Raw genomic sequence first — 19,130 nt, 5'->3', positions numbered from 1 at the left:
CGAACGGCATCCTGCCCGCCGACCTGGTCACCCGCAACCGCCACGTCGCCGAGGCCGCGATCCGGCCGTGGACTCCGGCGTTCACGCACGGCGACTTGCAGATCGACCACGTCTTCGTCGACGGCGACGAGGTCACCGGCATCATCGACTGGTCCGAGGCGGGCCGGGGTGACGCCCTGTTCGACCTCGCCACCTTGACGCTCGGACACGAGGAGCACGTCGAAGACGTCATCGCCGGCTACGGCACCGACATCGACCTCGACGTGATCCGCGCGTGGTGGTCGTTGCGGAGCCTGCTAGGGGTTCGCTGGCTGGTCGAACACGGCTTCGACCCATTCGCGCAAGGCTGTGAAGTCGACGTGCTGAGATCCCGGATGTGAGGCTGCGGCGCCCGGCCCCATGACAATGGCCCGCGCTCGCACGACAACTCGTCCACAGGTCTTGACCATTGCTCGGGACCAGTGGAGGGTGCCGTCGCGAAGCATGGCGAGCAGGACGTCGGCCCGGCGTCCGGCCAGGCAGGGGAGCGCCTGGGTATGGCGTTCGCCCTGGCCCGGCCGATCTTCTTGTCGTCGTGGGCGCGCGAGGCCGGTTCGCCGAGTGGGACGAACGCGGCCAGGAAGAACGCCCGTTTCAGCTGCTTGTCGCCCCGGTGGTGGCTCGCCGCGCATGGAGGAGCCGGAGCTGCGGGCCGCGGGGGCGAGGATCTGTGACAGCGGGTGCTCGTCCGGCAGTTCCTGGATCCGCTTCTCCAGGAGCTTGCGCCGGTCGAGGCCGGCCCGCAGCGAGCCGGTCAGGCTCGGCACGGTCAGCGTCGCCGCCTCGGTGCCCGGGACGACGACGGTCTGCTCGTCGAGAGCGGTGAGGATGTCCTCGACGAGGCGCTCGAACATGCGCGGGGCCAAGGGCCGGGCGACGCTCCGCAGTCGGCGGCGTCCGGCCGTGCGCTGAGCGGCCGGTGAGCCGAACCGCTCCAGCAGGGCCGGCAGCGCCGGGTGGTCGATCCTGGGCCCCAGCACTCGCTCCGGGGGCGGGCGGATCTGGGTGAGCAGTCCGCGCGGACGGTTGGCGACGCGGGCCTCGGTCTTGGCCTCGCCGGGGTAGAGGTCGGCGATGCGGCGCATCGTCAGGTACGGCCCGCATCCTGGGCTTGCTGTTCGCCAGCCGTTTGTCGAAGACCTGCTTGCCGGTCCGGGCGCGCCGCGGTTCCGTGGTGCTCGCCCTTGCCGACGTCCAGGCCAAGGAATCCGTCCACATCGCCGGTGTCGGTCACGCTGATCCCCTACGAGGTCGTGCGGTTACGAAGAGCCTCCCGGCACGCTGGTGGTCCCGCCTCTATCAGCGGTTTACCGATGCCTCCGGCCCGGTGACACCACCCCCCCCGGATCATGCGAACTACAGGGGGGAACAGTCATGCCGGACCGGAGGCCGGGAGCCCCGTTGCGGGGCCACGAAGAAGGTAGCGGGGGGCTCGGTGCGCCGTTGTCAGCTGCCAGTTGTGCAGGGGGCGCGGCGGTGGTCGGGAATTCGAGGTGCGTGTGGTGGTTGGCGGTTTCGGCATGGGTTCGCCGGATGTGCGGGAAGTCGGATGGGCCGACTTCCTATGCGGGGCAGCGGGCGTGGAGCTCAGCTCCCTTGGATGAGCTGGGTGTTGGTGCGCGGTGGCGAGTGCGTAGGAAGTCGGGCGGGCCGACTTCCTGCGTGGGCGCGGATTGTTGGAAGGCGTTGCGGGCGCCCTGCTGGTCGGCGTGCGCCGCCATCTGGGCGGGCCGGTCAGCAGATGGCGTTGATTGCGTGAGAAGTCGGGCGGGCCGACTTCCTGTGTGGGTCAGTGGTCGCCGAAGGCATCGTGGACGAGGCGGGTGGACCAGTGGTGGAGGGCGGGAATGACGGGTGGGTGGGTGAGGCCGGCGGTGGTGGAGAGGTGGTCGGCGGAGGAGGTGTCGTAGTGGTCCTCGGAGAGGAAGGTGAGGGTTTCCGGGTCGGCTCCGGTGAGGGTGCGGGGGAGACGGCGGACGAGCCCGACCGGGACGAGGGCGCGGGGTGGGCGGACGCCGAGGTGGGTGGCGAGGAGGGTGATCAGGTCGGGGAGGAAGGGGGTGGCGGGGTCGAGGACGGTGTGGGCCGCGACCGGGGCGCGGTCGTGGGCCGGGACGGCGGCGAGGAAGCGGGCCAGGTGGTCGACGGTCACCACGGGCAGGAAGGTGCGCCGGGTGCCCGGCAGCAGGGGGAGGCGGCCGCGGTGGAGTTGGCGCACCAGTTGGGCGAGTCCGAGGTACTGGCCGGCTTCGCCGGTCACCGAGTGGCCGATGACGCTGCTGGGGTTGACGGTGGTGAGCGGGACGCCGAGCCGGGGTGCGGTGACCCGGACGGCGGCGTCGCCGAGGTGCTTGGAGGCCTCGTAGGCGCCGAGGCGGGCGTAGAGGGCGGCGGCGGTGCCGGGGTCGAGCGGGTACCGGGGGTGGGGGTCGCGGCCGACCCGGTAGCCGGAGAGGTGGACCAGGCGGCGCAGCCGGGGCCGGGTGGCCGACCAGCGCAGGGCGTGCAGGGCGCCGTGGAGGTTGGCGGGTTCGGCCTGGGCGCGGGTGAGGCCGAAGCGGTAGCGGGCGGCGAGGTTGTGGACGTCGCGCACCTCGGTGAGGCGGGCGTCGTCGCTGGGGGAGAGGTCGAGGCCGGGGCGGGTGAGGTCGGCGGTGACGGTGGTCAGGAGGGTCGGGTCGGCCCCGTGTTCGCGCAGCCAGTCGCGGAGGGCGGGCCCGTTCGCGGGATCGCGGACGGCGGCGGCCACGGCCTCGCCCCGGCCGAGGAGTTCGAGGACCAGCCAGCGGCCGAGGAAGCCGCCGGCTCCGAGGACGAGGGTGTGCGGGGATTCGGTGGGTGACATCGTGGTTCCTCAGCTTTTCTCTAGACCGGTCTGCATAGTTTCTTGAGCGAGTGAGCGAGGGGGCAGATGGGCGGGGTGCGCCTCGGATTGATGTAGACCGGTCTGCATATTTTTTGCGCAGCCCGGAGGAATGGGAAGGGAAGGCGCGACAGGGCAGGCCCCCGGATCACCGGCGCGGGGCGGAGTCCTTCGCGCCGAGGAGGTGGAGGACGGCGTGCCGGGCGTCGTCCAGCGGCTCGCGGCTGCGTCGGACCGAGGCCAGCAGTACCGCCCCCTCCAGCAGGGCCAGGGCCTGGCCGGCGGCCACCGAGGCCTGGGCGGGGCTGAAGCCCCCGGTCGTCAGCTGCTCGGCCAGGATGCGCTGCCAGCCCTCGTACACCTCGGCGCAGACGGCCCGCAGCGGCTCGTTGGTGCCCGCGACCTCCAGAGCGACGGTCGCGATCGGGCAGCCCTTGGAGTAGCCGGACCGGGCCAGGCGCTCGGCGAACACCTCGATCAGTTGCCCGCTGAGTGTGGCGGTGTCGGCTCCCTCGGCGGCCAGTGCGGTCAGCAGGTCCGCGACCTCCTGGCCGGACTGGAGGAGTGCGGCGGCGACCAGTTGGTCCTTGCCGCCGGGGAAGTGGAAGTAGAGCGAGCCGCGCGGTGCGCCGGTGACGGCCAGGACCTGGTTGAGGCCCGTGCCGGAGTACCCCTGCTGCTCGATCAGCTCCCGGGCCCCGGCGATCAGCCGGGCCCGGGTCTCGTCGCCCTTCGCTCCCATGGGCAGACACTATAGACCGGTCTGCATATTCCCTGCGACCGGTCTCAGGCCCGCAGTTCGGGCGGGAAGCCCGTCCAGCGCAGCTCCTCGGGCAGGTGGCCCTGGTCGTTCAGCAGCAGGACGGACGAGGGGCGGCCGGGGGCGAAGCGCAGGACGGTGAGGGCCGCGTTGGCGGCGTTGACGCCGAGCCAGCGCCAGGCGGGGGCGTCCAGCGCGTGGCGGACCAGCCAGCCGATCAGGAAGGCGTGGGTGACGACCAGTTCGTGCCGTTCCTCACCGCCCGGGGCCGGCCCGGTGAACCGCTCGACGGCCCGCCGGGCCAGCTCCGGCCCCCGGGACCGCTCCTCCGCCGAGGTGCCCGCGAGGAAACGCAGGAGGAACTCCACGCTGTCGAACGGGAGTTCACCGGCCGACGGTACGTACGGAACGTAGTCGCCGGCCTCCTCGCAGACCGTTACCGCCACCCCGCCGAGCTGCTCCCCGACCAGTCGCGCGGTCTCCGTGGCCCGGGGGAGCGGGCCGTGGTGGACGGCCGTGATGGGGCGGCCCGCCAGCCGTTGGCCGAGCAGGGTGGCCTGGCGGCGCCCGGCGGCGGTGAGCGCGCTCCCGTCCAGCTCGCCCAGCTCGCCCGGCTGGCCCGGCCCGCCCGGCCCGTTCGGGGAGGCCGCCTCGGCGTGGCGGGCGAGGTAGAGGTAACGCGCGGCGGTGGTGGCGGCGGTGGTGCGGTCGGGCACGGGCGGGCTCCAGGGTGTCGCTCAGGGAGGTCGGGAGGACGGGAGGACCGGAGGACAGGTGGTCGGGAAGATCAGAAGGGTGGTGTCCCCGAGCGACGCCCGTCGGGCCGTCGGCGGTTCCGGAGCGGTGGGTCAGCCGCCGTGGGCCTGGTCCAGCAGGGCCAGCTCCTCCGCCGTCAGCCGCAGGGCGCCCGCCGCGATGTTGTCCTCCAGATGCGCCACGTCGCCGGTCCCCGGGATGGCCAGCACATGCGGGCCCCGGTGCAGCGTCCAGGCCAGTCGGACCTGGGCGGTGCTGATCCCGCGGGCCTCGGCCACCGCCCGCACCTGGGCGGGTTCCGCCGCCCCGGCGCCGCCCTCCCGTCCGGCGCCCGCGATGGCGTAGAAGGGGACGAAGGCGATGCCCTGCTCACCGCAGAGCCGCAGCAGTTCGTCCTGCGCGGGTGAGGCGCCGATGCCGTACGGGTTCTGCACGCAGACCACCGGGGCGATGGCCTGAGCCTCGGCGAGCTGGTGCGGGTGGACGTTGGACAGGCCGAGTCGGCGGATCAGGCCGGCCTGCCGCAACTCGGCCAGCGCACCGAAGCGTTCGGCGATCGAGTCGGTGCCGAGGATCCGCAGGTTGACCAGGTCGAGGTGGTCCCGGCCGAGCTGGCGCAGGTTCTCCTCGACCTGGGCGCGCAGTCCCGCGGGGGTGCGGGCGTGGTCGGTCCATTCGCCGTCGGGGCCGCGGCCGGGCCCGACCTTGGTGGCGATCAGCAGGTCGTCGGCGTACGGGGCGAGCGCGCGGTTGATCAGCTCGTTGGCGGAGCGCAGCGGGGAGAAGTAGAAGGCGGCGGTGTCGATGTGGTTGACGCCCAGTTCGACCGCACGGCGCAGCACCCGCAGGGCCTGCTCGCGGTCGCGCGGCACGGCGTCCGGCACCAGTGCCGGGCCGGTCTGCGGCAGGCGCATCGTGCCGAAGCCGATCCGGTGGACGGCGCGGTCGCCGAGCTGCCAGGTGCCGGAGGCGGCGGCGGACACCGCGGAGGCAGGGGCAGTAGCAGAGACAGGGGAGGGCGTGTCGGAAGTCATGCCCGTCATGATCGTCACTGAACTAATCTGATCGCCACTGATTCGCGGATGTGCGAATCCGACGGGGGTGCGGGGGCGGGCGGTGGCGGAACTGCTGTTCACGGCGGGCGATCTGGCGCGGATGCGGTTCGTGGTCGCACCGATGTGGGAGGTCGGGCCGAGCCTGCGCCTGCTGCGTTCCGGTCTGCCGCACGCCGTCCACGGCCCCTGGGTGGAACAGGTGCGGCCCCGGCTGGGCGCACTCGGCCCGGCCCTCGGGCTGCTGGCCGACCTCGTGCCACCGACCGGCTACGTGCCGGACTTCCTCAATCCCGCCCCGACCGGGTCGGCCCCGACCCTCGCCGAGGAGCTCGCCGCGATCCGGGCCACCCCCGCCGGGCGGGCCCGCCGCGACCTCGACCGGCTGGCCGCGGGCCACGGCGCCCTCGGTCCGCGGCTGCAGGCCCTGTACGCCGACCCGCCGGCCGGGCTGGCGCGGCTGGCCGAGGCGATCGAGGCGTACTGGGAACTGGCCCTCGCGCCGTACTGGGCGAGGATCCGCGCGGTGCTCGACGCCGACGTGCTGTACCGGGCCCGGCAGGCCGCCGAGCACGGCGCCGCACGGGTGCTCAACGAGCTGCACGCCGGACTGCGGTGGACGGACGGCGCCCTGCGACTCGGCCACCGGGCCCGCCCGCTGAACCGCCGGACGGCCGGGCCGGGCCTGTTGCTGATCCCCTCCGCCTTCACCGGCCCCGGCCTCTACACCCTGCTCGCCCCGTCATCGCCGCCCCAACTCGCCTACCCGGCCCGGGGGATAGGCGACCTCTGGACGACGCCGTCGGCCCCCGTCGGCGCGGCGCTCGCCGCCGTACTCGGCCGCTCCCGAGCCCTGCTGCTGACCGAACTCGCCGCCCCGGCCTCGACCACCGAACTCGCCCGGCGCACCGGACTGTCGCCCTCCGCCGTCTCCCAGTACCTGACGGCCCTGCGGGACGCCCGCCTGGTCAGCGCCCACCGGGCCGGCCGCTGGGTGCTGTACGCCCGGACGGCCACGGCGGAGGCACTGCTGAACCCGCCCGGCTGAACCCACGGAGACGACGGGACTCACCGAGGCGACGAGCTGGCCCGGCCGAACCCCGGCACCCGCCGGATCGTGCCTGACATATGACCGTCTCACGGCACTCGGGGATCGCCGGGAGGTTCGGCTGACGTACCACACGAGCCGCAGGAGACCCTGCTGTGCGGCCGGGGCGTTCGGCTCCACCCCGTCGAACTGCAGGACCCGATAGCCGTGTTGCGGGCGAAGCTCGGCGAGCCGTCGTGGACCGTTCGCACCGGGCACGGCGACGGCCCGCGTCCGCCGGGCCCCCGGTCACCGGAACCCCAGGCGTCTGATTAGCTGCCGTCATGACCCTTCCGATCCTTCGCTGCGCCGTCCTGGACGACTTCCAGGGCGTCGCCACCAGCTACGCCGACTGGTCCCCGGTGGCCGACCGGGTCGAGCTCACCGTCTTCCGCGAGCACCACCGCTCCGAGGACGAACTCGCCGTCGCACTGGCCGAGTTCGACATCGTGGTGACCTTGCGTGAGCGGGTGCCGTTCCCCGCCACGCTGTTCGCCCGGCTGCCGAGGCTCCGGCTGTTGGTGGCCTCCGGCATGCGCAACTCGGTGATCGACCTCGCGGCCGCCGCGGCGCACGGCGTCACCGTCTGCGGCACCGCCAGCTCCGGCACCCCGCCGGTCGAGCTGACCTGGGCCCTGCTGCTGGGCCTGGCCCGCGGTCTCGTCCAGGAGAGCACCGCGCTGCGCGAGGGCGGCCCCTGGCAGAGCACCGTCGGCGCCGACCTGCACGGGCGTACGCTCGGGCTGCTCGGCCTCGGGCGGATCGGCGGCCTGGTCGCCAGGGTCGGGCTCGCCTTCGGCATGGACGTGCTGGCCTGGAGCCGGAGCCTCACGGACGGGCGGGCGGCCGAGGCGGGGGTGCGCCGGGCGGTGGACAAGGAGGAACTGCTGCGGGAGAGCGACTTCGTGTCGATCCACCTGGCCTCCAACGCCGACACCCGGGGCCTGATCAGCGCCGCCGAACTCGCCCTGATGAAGCCGGGTGCCTACCTGGTGAACACCTCCCGGGCGGCCATCGTCGACCAGGACGCGCTGCTCGCCGCGCTCACCGCCGGCCGGATCGCGGGCGCCGCCCTGGACGTCTTCGACACCGAGCCGCTGCCCGCCGACCACCCGCTGCGCCGCGCGCCCCGACTGCTGGCGACCCCGCACCTGGGGTACGTCTCGCAGGACAACTACCGGCGGTACTTCGGTGAGGCGGTGGAGGACATCGCGGCCTTCCTGAAGGGTGAGCCGATCCGCCGTCTGGGCTGACACCGGACCCGGTCGAGGGCCATCGGCCGTCCATCGACCGCATACTGACGGCATGACGAGCGGAGACGGTGGCCCGGCGCCGGGCCGACGCACGGTGCTGCGGGCGGGTGCGGGGGCGGGGGCCGGTGCAGCGGCGGTGCTGCTGGGAGTGGCGGGGTGTTCGAGCGGGGCCAAGTCCCGTGCACCGGCCGTGACTTCGTCCCCCGCACCCACGGAAGCCCCGACCCCGACCCCGACCCCGAGTCCGACCCCGTCCCCACTGCCCAACCCGCCGCTCTGGCAGCCCGGCCCCGGCGAGATCCAGCCCGACGTCAAGCGCCGCGCCGTCGAACTGGTCGCCGCCCTCGGTGCCTGGCCGTCCGGCGGCCAGGGCGCGGAGGCGGCCCGGGCGAGGGTGGCGGCGCTCGGCCTGCCGCCCGGGTTGGCGGACCAGGCCGGGCCGCTCGCCCCGGTGGCGCCGGAGGCGAGCCTGGAGGTGGTCGACGCCCAGTACGGCGGGATCCTCGCCGACTCGGCGAGCGTGCTGGTGGTCTGCCGCCAGTGGACCAGGCAGCCGGACGGTTCGACGGCGGCGGGCGGCACCACCGTGGACGTCCGGCTGGGCCGGGCCGAGCCGCGCTGGACGGTGACCGCCCTGCACCCGGGCGAGCCGGGACCGGAGGCCGCCGCACCCGCCCCGGCGGTGGCCAGGGTGCTGGCCGAGCCGAGGATCGAACTGCCGCCCGAGGCGGTGGCGGACCTACGCAGCGGCCTGGTCCACGACACCGTGACGGCGGCGATGCTGCGGCTGGCCGGCCCGTACACCCTGACGGTGAGCGTGGTGCGCAGCGGCCACCCGCTGGACGTCTTCGGGACGACCCGGCCCAGCGACCATCCGCTGGGCCGGGCCTTCGACGTCTGGCGGATCGACGGCCGGGCGGTGGTGGACCCGGCCACGCCCCGGCAGCTGATCGAGTCCTTCATGCGGGACGCGGCGGCGGCCGGTTCGTACAACGTGGGCGGTCCGGTGGCGATCCCGGGCGTCGGCAACCAGTTCTTCACCGACGACACCCACCACGACCACGTCCACGTCGGCTTCAACAGCTAGACGTGCAGCCTCAGTTGACGCTGACCGCGCTCCAAGCGGCGGCGACCGCCTTGTACTCGGTGCTGCCGGCGCCGTACAGGTCGCGGGCGGCGTTGAGGGAGGCGGCGCGGGCGCCCTTGTAGGTGGTGGTGGAGGTCATGTAGACGGTCAGCGCGCGGTACCAGATCGGTCCAACTTGTCGAGCTGTTGCTCAGTGAGCGCCTGTCGAAGCCGTGTCGCCGCAGCAATGGGTAGACTGGTCGGTCAACTTAACCCAGCCGTGGAAGGTGGGGCTTGTGGGCAGGGCGCGGCTGGCTGCCGCGTGACCTCCCACGTCTGAGCGCCTGCAGGGGCGCTGGGACGCGTGACTCACGCCCCGCTGTCCACGCGGCTTCGCCCTTGCAGGCGATGTTGCGGGACGCATTGTGGTCCGCATGCATTGCGCTACCGCAGGCGCGGCATACGAACTCGGCTTGTGACCGGCGGTTGTTCCGGTTCACGTGATGGCACTCGGAGCACTCCCGGCTGCTGTGTGCCGGATCGACGTACAGCAGAGGCACCCCGGCTCGGCGTGCCTTGTATTCGATGAAGGAGGCGAGCTGCTGAAAGCTCCACGAGTGTACCTGTTGCCGCTGGTCCTTTCGGAGCCGTACCCGACTACGGATTCCCGTGAGGTCCTCCAGGGCGATGCCGTAGCCGGTGCGTTCAGCGGTGGTGACGATGGTCTTGGAAATCGTGTGATTGATGTTGGTGTTGTTTCTGGATTCCTTGCGGGATCTTTTCTTGAGTAGGCGCTTGGCAGATTTTGTGCCCTTGGCCTGAAGCTTCCTACGTAGAGCGAGTTGACGTTTGCGGTAGCGGTTAAGTCGGCGTCCAGCAGCTTGGTAGCCGGTGCTAGTGGTGGCGACATTGGCGATGCCGAGGTCCACACCGATGAACCCTGCAGGGTCTTCGTTGAGAGGTCTCTCTGGTACCTCGCACGTGGCGATCAGATAGAATCTTCCGTCACGTTTGACCAGATCGGACTCTCCCTTGCGGTGATGCCGGAGCATTCTAAGCGTGTCTGGCGAGCATGTGAAGCGCAGGCCCTTGAGCCGTCCTACCGTGGTCCAGATTGATACTGTTTCGGCATCGTACTGCCAGGACAGGCACCTGTCGTCGTAGGGTTGTGCGGCCTCGGGCCGGAACACGATCGGCTTGGACTCTGCCTTGACCCGCCGCCTTGAGCCAGGTTTACCGAGACTCCCGGCCTGGAGGTTCGCCTTCAATGCGGTGTAGGCGTCACGGGTCTTCTTGATGACATGCTGGGCGGCCTGCGCACCCAGTCCGCGATCCTTGAGTTCGGCATAGGTGTGCTTGCGCAGATCGTACTCACGCGGGATTCCGTGCTCGAAAGCTACAGATGAAACCCAGCATGCGGCCTCGTTGGCAATGTGCAGGGTTGCCTCAAGTGCCGACGCCTGTTCGGACGACGGCAGTAGCTTGACCTGTGCGACTACCTTCACATCGGGAACGTAGCAGGCCATGCTTCCCTTGGAAGGGTGTGGTCAAGATTGACAATGAATATCCGTTTTCGGGTCAAAGGATCACTGATTTGTGCCCTCGTTGGGTCCGGCCCTGGCCAAAAGGCCCCAAAGGCCGGAACCTGACAAGCCGTCCACACCGCCGTCGTGACGGTCGACTAGCGACAGTTGACCGACGGTGGTCGACCAGCCGACGGTTCGCGGCAGACTTGGCTTCCGCCGGACGCCTACGGCCCGCCGGGGCCCGGCCGTTGGCGCCGGAAGACCCTAAGCTCTCGGTCATGGACGGATGGGTGGGGGCCTGGACCGGCGGGCGGGCGGCCGTGCACATCGGCAACGTCGCGGACTTCAACGCGCAGTTCTTCGCGCCCGGCATGGACGCCGCACAGCGCGCCCGACGGCTGCGCCAGGCGCACCACTACGCCTGCCTGGCCGTCGGCTACAGTCCGGAACCGGCCGTCCTGGTGCTGCCCGTCGAGGTCGACCGGGCCTGGATCGACTGGCTGGCCCGGGAGTTGGCCTGGGGCCCGGTCGAGGTGCACGACGGCCTCGCCGTCGACCGGACGCTGGCCGAGGCGCTGGCCGCCCGGCCCGCGCTGGCCGCCCGGATCGTCGACTGCGGTCACCCCGTGGTCAGTTGGGGCCGCACCGCCGCCCAGGGCGAGGGGCCCGAACTGGCCGCCGTCCACCGCTACGAGTCCAAGGCGGCCGCGCACGCCCTGTTCGCGGAACTCGCCCCCGACCACCCCGGGATCACGGTGCCGCAGCAGGAGCGTGTGGACGGCCGCCGTCGCGCCGCCCGGCGGCTCACCCTCCGTGCGGCGCGCGGCCGGACCACCGTGCTGAAGAGCCCGCACGGCGTCGGCGGCTACGGCACGGTCGTGGTCGAGCCCGCCGACCTGTTCGCCGCGGGCGGCGGGGGCGCCCTGCTGCGTCGCCTGGTCGGTTCCGAAGTCCTTCCGCCGGACGGCGAGTTGCTGTTGGAGGAGTTCGTGGACCCGGGCCCGTCGGCCCGGCTGCGCGACCTCACCTACGACGCGGTGATCGGCCCGGACGGCACGGTCCACCCGGTCGGGGCCGGCGTCATGGAGGTGGCCGGCACCCACTACCAGGGCGTCACCGTCGGCCCCGGCGTCGTTCCCCGGGCCGCCGAGGAGACGGCCCGCCGCTTCACCCTCGCGGTGGGGGAGCGGCTGGCCGCCGAGGGCTACCGCGGCTGGTACGACATCGACTTCGTCACCGACCGGCAGCGCCGGCTCGCCCCCACCGAGACCAACCTGCGGCTCACCGGCCCGTCCGTCGCCTTCATGCTGCGCGAACGGCTGGACCGGGTGCGCGGCCCCGGCCACTTGGTCCGCACCGTGGACGCCCTGCCGCTCGGCGCCCGGCTCGCCCCCGAGGCGCTGCACGAGCATCTCGACCGGCTGCGGCCCCGGTGCGCCCGGCTCGGCGTCGTCCTGCTGCCGCTGATCCCGACGACGGGCCACGCACCGGAGCCCGCCGTCGGACTCGCCCTCGCCGGGCCGGACGCCGAGGCGCTGGACGCCGCGCAGGCCCTGGTCGAGGCGGCCGGGCACGCGCTGACCGGGATGTTCGAGGCGCTGCGCTGAGGACTACTTCCCCGTGGTCCTGGGCTTGCTGAGCAGGAAGGTGACCACGACCACCGCGGCCAGCATCAGCGGGATGTTGAAGACGTAGATCATCGCGGTCTCGCGCGGCCAGTCGGTGGCGGAGGTCAGCCGGTAGAGGTTGTCCTGCGGCCACCAGGAGGCCAGCAGCCAGAACACCGAGACGTGGGTGAGCAGGGTCAGCCGCAGCGAGCGGCCCTGTCGCAGCAGGGCCGGAAAGCCGAGGAACAGGAAGGCCAGCCCGCCGCCGAAGGCCAGGTTCTCGCACAGGTAGAGCAGTTCGAACCAGAAGTGGTACCCCGTCGGCACCGCCGAGAGGTTCGTGGAGCCCGGGTAGAGCCGGTCGGTGAGGATCCAGGCGACGAAGGCGAGGAACGGCGTGAGCGCGGCCGCGGCGCAGCCGCGCGAGCCGTCCACCTCCCGGCGGCCGCCGCCCGCCTTGCCGCCGCCCTTGGACCGGCCGGCGCCCGCCTTGGCCGAGCGCGGCGCGGTGTGCCGCGGCGGGGCCGGCAGCGGCAGCGCGGCGCGGTCCAGCTTCCCGGCCCGGGTGCGCGGCAGCTCGGGGACGGGGATGACGGCGGCGGGCGCCGAGTACCCCTGGAACTCGGCGAGCAGGTACTGGGTGAGCGACCAGCCGTCCATCCCCTCCGGCGTGCCCTGCGCGGGCACCGCGTAGCCGACCAGCACCCGCTGCCCCGGCTCCCGCTCGACCTCCACCACGACGGCCTCCCGCACCGCCGGGTGCGCCCGCAGTACGCCCTCGGCGCGGGCGGCCGCCTTGACCCTGGTGGTCACCGTGGCCGCCCGGTCCGCGCCGAGCGGGCCGACCACGGTCGCGGCCCGGCCGACGAACTCCAGCGCGCCGTCCGCCCGGAGCAGCCCGAGGTCGCCGGTGAGCAGCACCCGTCCGTCCGGGTCGAAGTCCGCCCGGACGAAGCGGCGCGCGGTGTCCGCAGGCCGGTTGAGGTAGCCGCGGGTGAGCCCGGAGCCGGCGATCGCGATCTCGCCGACCTGCCCGGGGGCCACCGGGGTGCCGGTCGGGCCGAGCACGTACACCCGGGTGCCGGGGAAGGGACGGCCGACCAGGGAGACCCGCTCGGCGCCCTCGGCGGCCGCCGTGCCGCGCACCTCGAAGCAGGTGCTGTCCACGGTGGCCTCGGCCAGTCCGTAGACGTTCAGCACCCGGGTGAACTCGCCGAGCAGCCGCTGTAGCGCCAACTGCTCGTCCAGGTACCACTTCTCGGCGCCGACGGTGAGCAGCCGCACCCCCGGCAGCCCGGCGCCGGTCTCGGTCAGCAGGGCGGTGAGGCGGCGGGCGGTGCGGACGTTCAGCTCCATGACCGTGATCCGCTCCTGCGCCACCAGGGCGGGCAGGGCGGCCAGGTCGACGGTGCGGTCCAGGGTGAGGTTGAACGGGGTGACCACCAGGGTGGCGCCGGTGCCCAGTGCCCGGACCCAGTCCGCGGTGAAGACGTCGAACTCCAGGCTGGCGGTCTGCAGGATCCGGTCCTCGGGCGCCAGCCCGTACACCTCCCGCCAACCGGCGTACGCGGCCAGCAGGTTGCGGTGCTCGACCAGGGCGCCGACGGGCAGGCCGGTGGAGCCGGAGGTGTAGAAGACGCAGGCGAGGTCGCCGGGGGCCACCTCGGGGCGCTCGAACTCCCCTTCCGGCAGCGAGAGTTCGTCCAGGCAGACCAGCTGTGCCCCGCCCGCGTCGGACAGCCGGACCCGGTGGAGCCCCTCGGTCAGCACCAACTCGGGTGCGGCGTCGCCCAGGACGTGCCGCAGCAGCGCGTCGGGCGCGGTCGGCTCCAGCGGCACGAAGGCGGCGCCCGCCTTGAGCACCGCGAGCAGCGCCACGTACACCTCGGTGCCCCGGCCCAGCGCGACCGCCGCCCGGCCGCCCGGGGCCAGCCCGCGGTCCGCCAGGTGGGCGGCCAGCCGGTCCGCCCGGGCGTCCAGTTCCCCGTACGTCAGCTCGGACTCGCCGCAGCGCACCGCCACCGTCTGCGGGGCCCGCCGGGCCTGCCGCTCGACCAGCCCGTGCAGGCTGGTGGGTCGTTCCTGGTCCGCGACCATCACGCCTCCCCCTCGTCCCCCTCGGAAAGACTCCATGGTCCTCCCCAAGTCGCCTCGTCCGACACGGTTTTGGCGGCAGTCATTGGTGCCGGTACGGAATCGGCCACGGCGTCAGGGCCGCAGGAGGGAAGGGGCGCCCCGGTCGACGGTCCACCCCTCGGACGGCCGGACTCCGCTCCCCGCCGACGGTTGTACCGTGCACACGGACGATCGGCGCCGGCCCGTCCGCGGCGGCGCCCCGTCCGTACCCTGCCCGGTGCAACGATCGGAGACCGCCCGTGACCACGTCCGACCCGACCTTCGACGGCCCGCTGCTGCGCACCCAGGACGTGGACGTCGTGCGCGACGGCCGGCACCTGCTGCGCGGCATCACCCTGGAGATCGAGCCCGGCGAGCACTGGGCGCTGCTCGGCCCGAACGGCGCCGGCAAGTCCACCCTGCTCGCCCTGCTCGGCGCGGTCTCCCACCCCACCCGCGGCACGGTGGACGTGCTCGGCCGCCGGCTGGGCCGGGTGGACATCCGCGAGCTGCGCGCCCACCTCGGCCACGTCAACCCGCGCCACCCGCTGCGCTCCCCGCTGACCGTGCGCGAGGTGGTGCTCACCGGCTCCACCAACACCATCGAGCCGGAGTGGCACCGCAAGCCGGCCGCCGGGGTGGTGGAGCGGGTCGAGCAGCTGATCGAGACGCTCGGCATGGCCGCGATGGCCGACGCCGAGTGGACCACGCTCTCCCAGGGCGAGCGCGGCCGGGTGCTGATCGCCCGCGCGCTGATGCCCAGCCCCCGGCTGCTGCTGCTCGACGAACCCGCCACCGGGCTCGACCTCACCGCCCGCGAGCTGCTGCTGGACAGCCTGGACCTGCTGCGCCACCAGCACCCGGAGCTGGCGAGCGTGCTGGTCACCCACCACCTGGAGGAGCTGCCGGAGAGCACCACCCACGCCCTGCTGCTGCGCGAGGGGGAGTGCGTGGCGGCCGGGCCGGTGGACGAGGTGATGACCACCGAGCTGATCAGCGAGACCTTCGGCCACCCGATCCGGATCAGCCGCCACGACGGCCGCTGGACGGCCCGGGCGGCCGCCCGCCGGGTGCCGGAGGGGCAGCGGCCCGGGAGGTAACGGTTCGGGCAGGGGCGGGGCCGGGTGTCGACGGTAAAGACTTCTTACGTAAGGTATGCCTTAGCTAAAGAGGAGGCGTCGGCCCGGCCGATGCTTTACCCGGCCTTGGCACCCCCATGCCCTTTTCCGTTGGAGCCCCCATGTCCGCCCGTCGCCGTTCCACCGCAGCCGCGCTGCTCAGCCTCGCCGTGGCGACCGCCGCCCTGGCGGGGTGCGCGTCGAAGAAGGACGACAAGGCGGGCGGCGCGGACGCGGTGAAGATCAACGCCACCGACACCGCCTGCGAGGTGTCGAAGAGCAGCTTCCCGGCCGGCCACGTGGTGCTGGACATCAGCAACAAGGGCTCCAAGACCACCGAGGTGTACGTCTACGCCGCCGGCGACAAGATCGTCACCGAGCGGGAGAACATCGGGCCCGGCACCAAGGCGACCATCAACGCCGAGATCAAGGCCGGCACGTACGAGATCGCCTGCAAGCCCGGCATGGTCGGTGACGGCATCCGGCAGAAGATCACCGTCACCGGCGAGAGCGGCAGCGCCGCCCCGGCCGACCCGCGACTGGCCGCCGCCGTCGACGCCTACCGGACGTACGCCCAGGAGCAGGCCGACGCCACCATCCCGGCCGTCGAGGCCTTCGCCGCCGCGATCAAGGGCGGCGACCTGGAGAAGGCCAAGTCGCTGTACGCGCCCTCGCGCACCGGCTGGGAGCGCACCGAGCCGGTCGCCGAGAGCTTCGGGGACGTCGACCCCAAGACCGACACCCGCGAGGACAAGCTGGAGCAGGGCCAGGCCTGGACCGGCTGGCACCGGCTGGAGAAGGCGCTCTGGGCCGACGGGAAGATCGGCGACGAGGAGAAGACGCTCGCCGACCAGCTGGTCGCCGACCTCAAGGACTGGCAGAAGAAGATCCCCGAGGCGGAGATCACCGCGACCAGCATGGCCAACGGCGCCAAGGAACTGCTGGACGAGGTCGCCACCAACAAGATCACCGGCGAGGAGGACCGCTACAGCCACACCGACCTGGCGGACTTCCACGCCAACGTCGAGGGCGCCCAGAAGGCCTACGAGCTGCTGAAGCCGGTCGCCGCCGAGAAGGACCCGGAGCTGGCCAAGACCCTGGACTCCGAGTTCGCCGCGATCAACGCGCTGCTCGCCAAGTACCGGCAGGCCGACGGGACCTTCACCCCGTACGACAAGGTCACCGAGGCCGAGCGCAAGACCTTCTCGGACGCGGTGAACTCGCTGGGCGAGCCGCTGTCGAAGCTGGCCGCCGCGGTGGTCGTCAAGTAACCGGTCCCCTCCGGCGGTTCGGCGCACCAGCACCAGCACCGGCACCGGCGCACCAGCGCCAGCAGCACCGGCGCACCAACAGCACGAGCAACACCCGCAGTTCAGCAGTTCCGCAAGAGTGAGAAGGGCCCGCCCGCCGATGGACGCCGAGAACGAGCAGCAGAACGGCAGCCCGGCCGCTGCCGCCACCACCGACCGGGCCGCGGTGAGCCGCCGCGCCGTCATCGGCTGGGCCGGCGCGGGCGTCGCGCTCGGTGCCGCCGCCGTCGGCTCGGTCGCCGTCGCCTCCCGGCAGGACGACGACCCGGTCCCGGCGGCGAACGCCACGGCCGGCGGCGAGGTGCCCTTCTACGGGGAGCACCAGTCGGGCATCGCCACCCCGGTCCAGGACCGGCTGCACTTCGCGGCCTTCGACGTGTCCGAGAAGGCCACCCGGGACTCCCTGGTCAAGCTGCTCAAGGAATGGACCAAGGCGGCCGCCGCGATGACCGGCGGCCGCGAGGTCGGCACCGGCGCCGTCCCCGGCTCCGCGGAGGCGCCGCCGGACGACACCGGCGAGGCGCTCGGCCTGCCCGCCTCCCGGCTCACCCTCACCATCGGCTTCGGGCCCAGCCTGTTCGAGAAGGACGGCGTCGACCGCTTCGGCCTCGGGGCCCAGCGCCCCGAAGCCCTGATCGAGCTGCCGAACTTCAAGGGCGACAAGCTCGACCCGCTGCGCAGCGGCGGCGACCTGTGCGTCCAGGCCTGCGCCGACGACCCGCAGGTCGCGGTGCACGCGATCCGCAACCTGGCCCGGATCGGGATGGGCACGGTCAACATCCGCTGGTCCCAGCTCGGCTTCGGCAAGACCTCCTCGACCACCCCGGACGAGCAGACCCCGCGCAACCTGATGGGGTTCAAGGACGGCACCCACAACATCGCGGGCACCGACGCCACCAACCTGGCCGGGCACGTCTGGGCCGCCCCCGGCGACGGCCCGGAGTGGATGACCGGCGGTTCCTACCTGGTCGCCCGGCGGATCCGGATGCACATCGAGACCTGGGACCGCGCCTCGCTCAAGGACCAGGAGGACACCTTCGGCCGCACCAAGGGCGAGGGCGCCCCGTACGGCCGGGCCAAGGAGCACGACGCCCCCGACCTCACGGCGATGCCCGCGACCGCGCACGTCGCGCTGGCGCACCCGGACGCCAACAACGGCCTGATGATCCTGCGCCGCGGCTTCTCCTTCACCGACGGCACCGACGGCCTCGGCCGGCTGGACGCCGGACTGTTCTTCCTCGCCTACCAGCGCGACACCCGGAAGGCCTTCGTCCCGCTGCAGCAGCGGCTCGCGGCCTCCGACAAGCTCAACGAGTACATCCAGCACGTCGGCTCCGCCCACTTCGCCTGCCCGGCGGGCGTCCGCAAGCCGGGGGAGTGGTGGGGTCAGGCCCTGTTCGGCTGAGTCCCGTCCCCCATTTCTCTCCGAGGAGTCAGCCGTGTTCGGCAACTACCTGATCGGCCTGCGCGAGGGCCTCGAAGCCAGCCTGGTCGTCTGCATCCTGATCGCCTACCTGGTCAAGACCGACCGGCGGGACAAGCTGCCGCCGGTCTGGCTCGGGGTCGGCTCGGCCGTGGTGCTCTCCATGGTCTTCGGCGCGGTGCTGCAGTTCGGCTCCTCGCAGCTGACCTTCGAGGCGCAGGAGGCGCTCGGCGGCTCGCTGTCGATCATCTCGGTCGGGCTGGTGACCTGGATGGTGTTCTGGATGCGGCGCACCGCCCGGCACCTGAAGACCGAGCTGCACGGCAAGCTGGACGCCGCGATCGCGATGGGCACGACCGCCCTGGTGGTCACCTCGTTCCTGGCGGTCGGCCGCGAGGGCCTGGAGACCGCGCTGTTCATCTGGTCGGCGGTGCAGGCCACCGACGACGGCTGGAACCCGCTGGTCGGCGCCGCGCTCGGCCTGCTCACCTCGGTGGTGCTCGGCTGGCTGTTCTACCGCGGCGCGCTGAAGATCAATCTGGCGAAGTTCTTCACCTGGACCGGCGCGATGCTGGTCGTGGTCGCGGCCGGGGTGCTCGCCTACGGCGTGCACGACCTCCAGGAGGCCGGCTGGCTGCCCGGCCTGCACAGCGTGGCCTTCGACATCTCCAGCACCGTCCCCAAGGACAGCTGGTACGGCACCCTGCTGAAGGGTGTGTTCAACTTCCAGCCGGACCCGACCGTGCTGCAGCTGGTGGTCTGGCTGGCCTACCTGGTGCCGACCCTGGCCGTCTTCTTCGGTCTGTTCGGCGGGGGCAAGGCGAAGCCCGCCACGCCCGTCGCTGCGAAGTCGGCCGCCTGACCCGGCAGTTCGCCCCGCACCACCCACCGCACCACTCACCGCCCCGCCCGGCACCCGCCGGGCGGGGCGGTGTCGTTCGTACGGGCTCCGGGGGCGCGGGCCCCCAACCCGAACCCGAGCCCCCAACCCGAACCCGAGCCCCCAACCCGAACCCGAGCCCCCAACCCGAACCCGGGCCCCGAACCCGAGCCCCAACCCGGGTCCCGAAACCCGGGTCCCGAACCCCGGCCCCCCGGACACGCCGGAGCCCCGGGGGGGGCGCCGCCCGCCCGGGGGGCGGGGGCGGGGCGGCC

Annotated in this window: 15 protein-coding genes and 2 pseudogenes; 9 read left to right on the top strand and 8 right to left on the bottom strand. The window is 72.8% G+C overall.

Translation table 11 applies throughout. The annotated features are described in order from the left end of the window. Positions 1 to 380, top strand: a 380-nt coding sequence (locus ABTZ03_RS09240) for a phosphotransferase (RefSeq protein ID WP_350512254.1), incomplete at its 5' end; no start/stop codon positions are given. Between the two features lie 81 nt (positions 381 to 461). On the opposite strand, the pseudogene ABTZ03_RS09235 reads toward ABTZ03_RS09240, so the two are convergent. The 5 genes and pseudogenes from ABTZ03_RS09235 to ABTZ03_RS09215 form a co-directional block, all read right to left on the bottom strand. Further along, positions 462 to 1,273: pseudogene (locus tag ABTZ03_RS09235) on the bottom strand (IS110 family transposase); the annotation flags it as partial. 555 nt (positions 1,274 to 1,828) lie between these two features. After that, on the bottom strand, positions 1,829 to 2,884 hold the full coding sequence (locus ABTZ03_RS09230) for an SDR family oxidoreductase (RefSeq protein WP_350512253.1): 1,056 nt from the start codon (positions 2,882 to 2,884) through the stop codon (positions 1,829 to 1,831). A 166-nt stretch (positions 2,885 to 3,050) separates the two neighbouring features. Next, the gene (locus ABTZ03_RS09225) at positions 3,051 to 3,644 is read right to left on the bottom strand and encodes a TetR/AcrR family transcriptional regulator (protein WP_350512252.1); all 594 of its coding nucleotides are present in this window, start codon (positions 3,642 to 3,644) and stop codon (positions 3,051 to 3,053) included. Positions 3,645 to 3,688: 44 nt separating this feature from the next. After that, positions 3,689 to 4,378 carry a histidine phosphatase family protein gene (locus tag ABTZ03_RS09220; RefSeq protein ID WP_350512251.1) on the bottom strand — a complete coding sequence of 230 codons (690 nt, stop codon included), beginning with the start codon at positions 4,376 to 4,378 and terminating at the stop codon, positions 3,689 to 3,691. A gap of 132 nt (positions 4,379 to 4,510) precedes the next feature. Next, positions 4,511 to 5,452 (bottom strand): aldo/keto reductase, encoded by a 942-nt coding sequence (locus tag ABTZ03_RS09215; RefSeq protein WP_350512250.1) that lies wholly within the window; start codon positions 5,450 to 5,452, stop codon positions 4,511 to 4,513. Positions 5,453 to 5,543: 91 nt separating this feature from the next. Here ABTZ03_RS09215 and ABTZ03_RS09210 point away from each other — a divergent pair, with 91 nt between their 5' ends. The 3 genes from ABTZ03_RS09210 (at position 5,544) to ABTZ03_RS09200 (ending at position 8,897) form a co-directional block, all read left to right on the top strand. Next, complete coding sequence (locus tag ABTZ03_RS09210) at positions 5,544 to 6,518, top strand: ArsR/SmtB family transcription factor (RefSeq protein ID WP_350512263.1); 975 nt, start codon at positions 5,544 to 5,546, stop codon at positions 6,516 to 6,518. Between the two features lie 323 nt (positions 6,519 to 6,841). Then, entirely contained in the window at positions 6,842 to 7,810 is a 969-nt protein-coding gene (locus ABTZ03_RS09205) for a D-2-hydroxyacid dehydrogenase family protein (RefSeq protein ID WP_350512249.1), read from the top strand. 190 nt (positions 7,811 to 8,000) lie between these two features. Further along, positions 8,001 to 8,897, top strand: a complete 897-nt coding sequence (locus tag ABTZ03_RS09200; protein ID WP_350512248.1) for a hypothetical protein — start codon at positions 8,001 to 8,003, stop codon at positions 8,895 to 8,897. A 10-nt stretch (positions 8,898 to 8,907) separates the two neighbouring features. Here the strand turns inward: ABTZ03_RS09200 and ABTZ03_RS09195 are convergent. Then, positions 8,908 to 9,075 (bottom strand): annotated as a pseudogene (locus tag ABTZ03_RS09195) (M4 family metallopeptidase); the annotation flags it as partial. Positions 9,076 to 9,145: 70 nt separating this feature from the next. Beyond that, a complete protein-coding gene (locus ABTZ03_RS09190) occupies positions 9,146 to 10,402 on the bottom strand; it encodes an RNA-guided endonuclease InsQ/TnpB family protein (protein ID WP_350512247.1) in 1,257 nt (418 codons plus the stop codon). A gap of 278 nt (positions 10,403 to 10,680) precedes the next feature. Here ABTZ03_RS09190 and ABTZ03_RS09185 point away from each other — a divergent pair, with 278 nt between their 5' ends. Beyond that, positions 10,681 to 12,009 (top strand): hypothetical protein, encoded by a 1,329-nt coding sequence (locus tag ABTZ03_RS09185; RefSeq protein WP_350512246.1) that lies wholly within the window; start codon positions 10,681 to 10,683, stop codon positions 12,007 to 12,009. 3 nt (positions 12,010 to 12,012) lie between these two features. On the opposite strand, the gene ABTZ03_RS09180 is transcribed toward ABTZ03_RS09185, so the two are convergent. Beyond that, on the bottom strand, positions 12,013 to 14,106 hold the full coding sequence (locus tag ABTZ03_RS09180) for an amino acid adenylation domain-containing protein (protein WP_350512245.1): 2,094 nt from the start codon (positions 14,104 to 14,106) through the stop codon (positions 12,013 to 12,015). 278 nt (positions 14,107 to 14,384) lie between these two features. On the opposite strand from ABTZ03_RS09180, the gene ABTZ03_RS09175 reads away from it, so the two are divergent. From ABTZ03_RS09175 to efeU, 4 genes are all read left to right on the top strand, one after another. Beyond that, positions 14,385 to 15,224: an ABC transporter ATP-binding protein gene (locus ABTZ03_RS09175; protein WP_350512244.1), complete on the top strand. Its 840-nt coding sequence runs from the start codon at positions 14,385 to 14,387 to the stop codon at positions 15,222 to 15,224. Between the two features lie 140 nt (positions 15,225 to 15,364). Continuing rightward, positions 15,365 to 16,513, top strand: coding sequence for an iron uptake system protein EfeO (gene efeO / locus ABTZ03_RS09170; RefSeq protein ID WP_350512243.1), 1,149 nt, complete (start codon positions 15,365 to 15,367; stop codon positions 16,511 to 16,513). A 139-nt stretch (positions 16,514 to 16,652) separates the two neighbouring features. Beyond that, complete coding sequence (efeB, locus tag ABTZ03_RS09165) at positions 16,653 to 17,957, top strand: iron uptake transporter deferrochelatase/peroxidase subunit (RefSeq protein ID WP_350512242.1); 1,305 nt, start codon at positions 16,653 to 16,655, stop codon at positions 17,955 to 17,957. Between the two features lie 34 nt (positions 17,958 to 17,991). Then, positions 17,992 to 18,837: an iron uptake transporter permease EfeU gene (gene efeU, locus ABTZ03_RS09160; RefSeq protein ID WP_350512241.1), complete on the top strand. Its 846-nt coding sequence runs from the start codon at positions 17,992 to 17,994 to the stop codon at positions 18,835 to 18,837. Positions 18,838 to 19,130: the final 293 nt, after the last annotated feature.

This window comes from Kitasatospora sp. NPDC096077 (assembly GCF_040303245.1).
Taxonomy (GTDB): Bacteria; Actinomycetota; Actinomycetes; order Streptomycetales; family Streptomycetaceae; genus Kitasatospora.
This window is presented reverse-complemented; position numbering and strand designations above follow the sequence as displayed.

Coding starts and splice junctions, on each gene's coding strand:
- ABTZ03_RS09190 (WP_350512247.1), bottom strand. CDS start 10,402: ATGGCCTGCTACGTTCCCGATGTGAAGGTAGTCGCACAGGTCAAGCTA.
- ABTZ03_RS09180 (WP_350512245.1), bottom strand. CDS start 14,106: ATGGTCGCGGACCAGGAACGACCCACCAGCCTGCACGGGCTGGTCGAG.
- ABTZ03_RS09185 (WP_350512246.1), top strand. CDS start 10,681: ATGGACGGATGGGTGGGGGCCTGGACCGGCGGGCGGGCGGCCGTGCAC.
- ABTZ03_RS09215 (WP_350512250.1), bottom strand. CDS start 5,452: ATGACTTCCGACACGCCCTCCCCTGTCTCTGCTACTGCCCCTGCCTCC.
- ABTZ03_RS09205 (WP_350512249.1), top strand. CDS start 6,842: ATGACCCTTCCGATCCTTCGCTGCGCCGTCCTGGACGACTTCCAGGGC.
- ABTZ03_RS09225 (WP_350512252.1), bottom strand. CDS start 3,644: ATGGGAGCGAAGGGCGACGAGACCCGGGCCCGGCTGATCGCCGGGGCC.
- efeB (WP_350512242.1), top strand. CDS start 16,653: ATGGACGCCGAGAACGAGCAGCAGAACGGCAGCCCGGCCGCTGCCGCC.
- efeO (WP_350512243.1), top strand. CDS start 15,365: ATGTCCGCCCGTCGCCGTTCCACCGCAGCCGCGCTGCTCAGCCTCGCC.
- ABTZ03_RS09230 (WP_350512253.1), bottom strand. CDS start 2,884: ATGTCACCCACCGAATCCCCGCACACCCTCGTCCTCGGAGCCGGCGGC.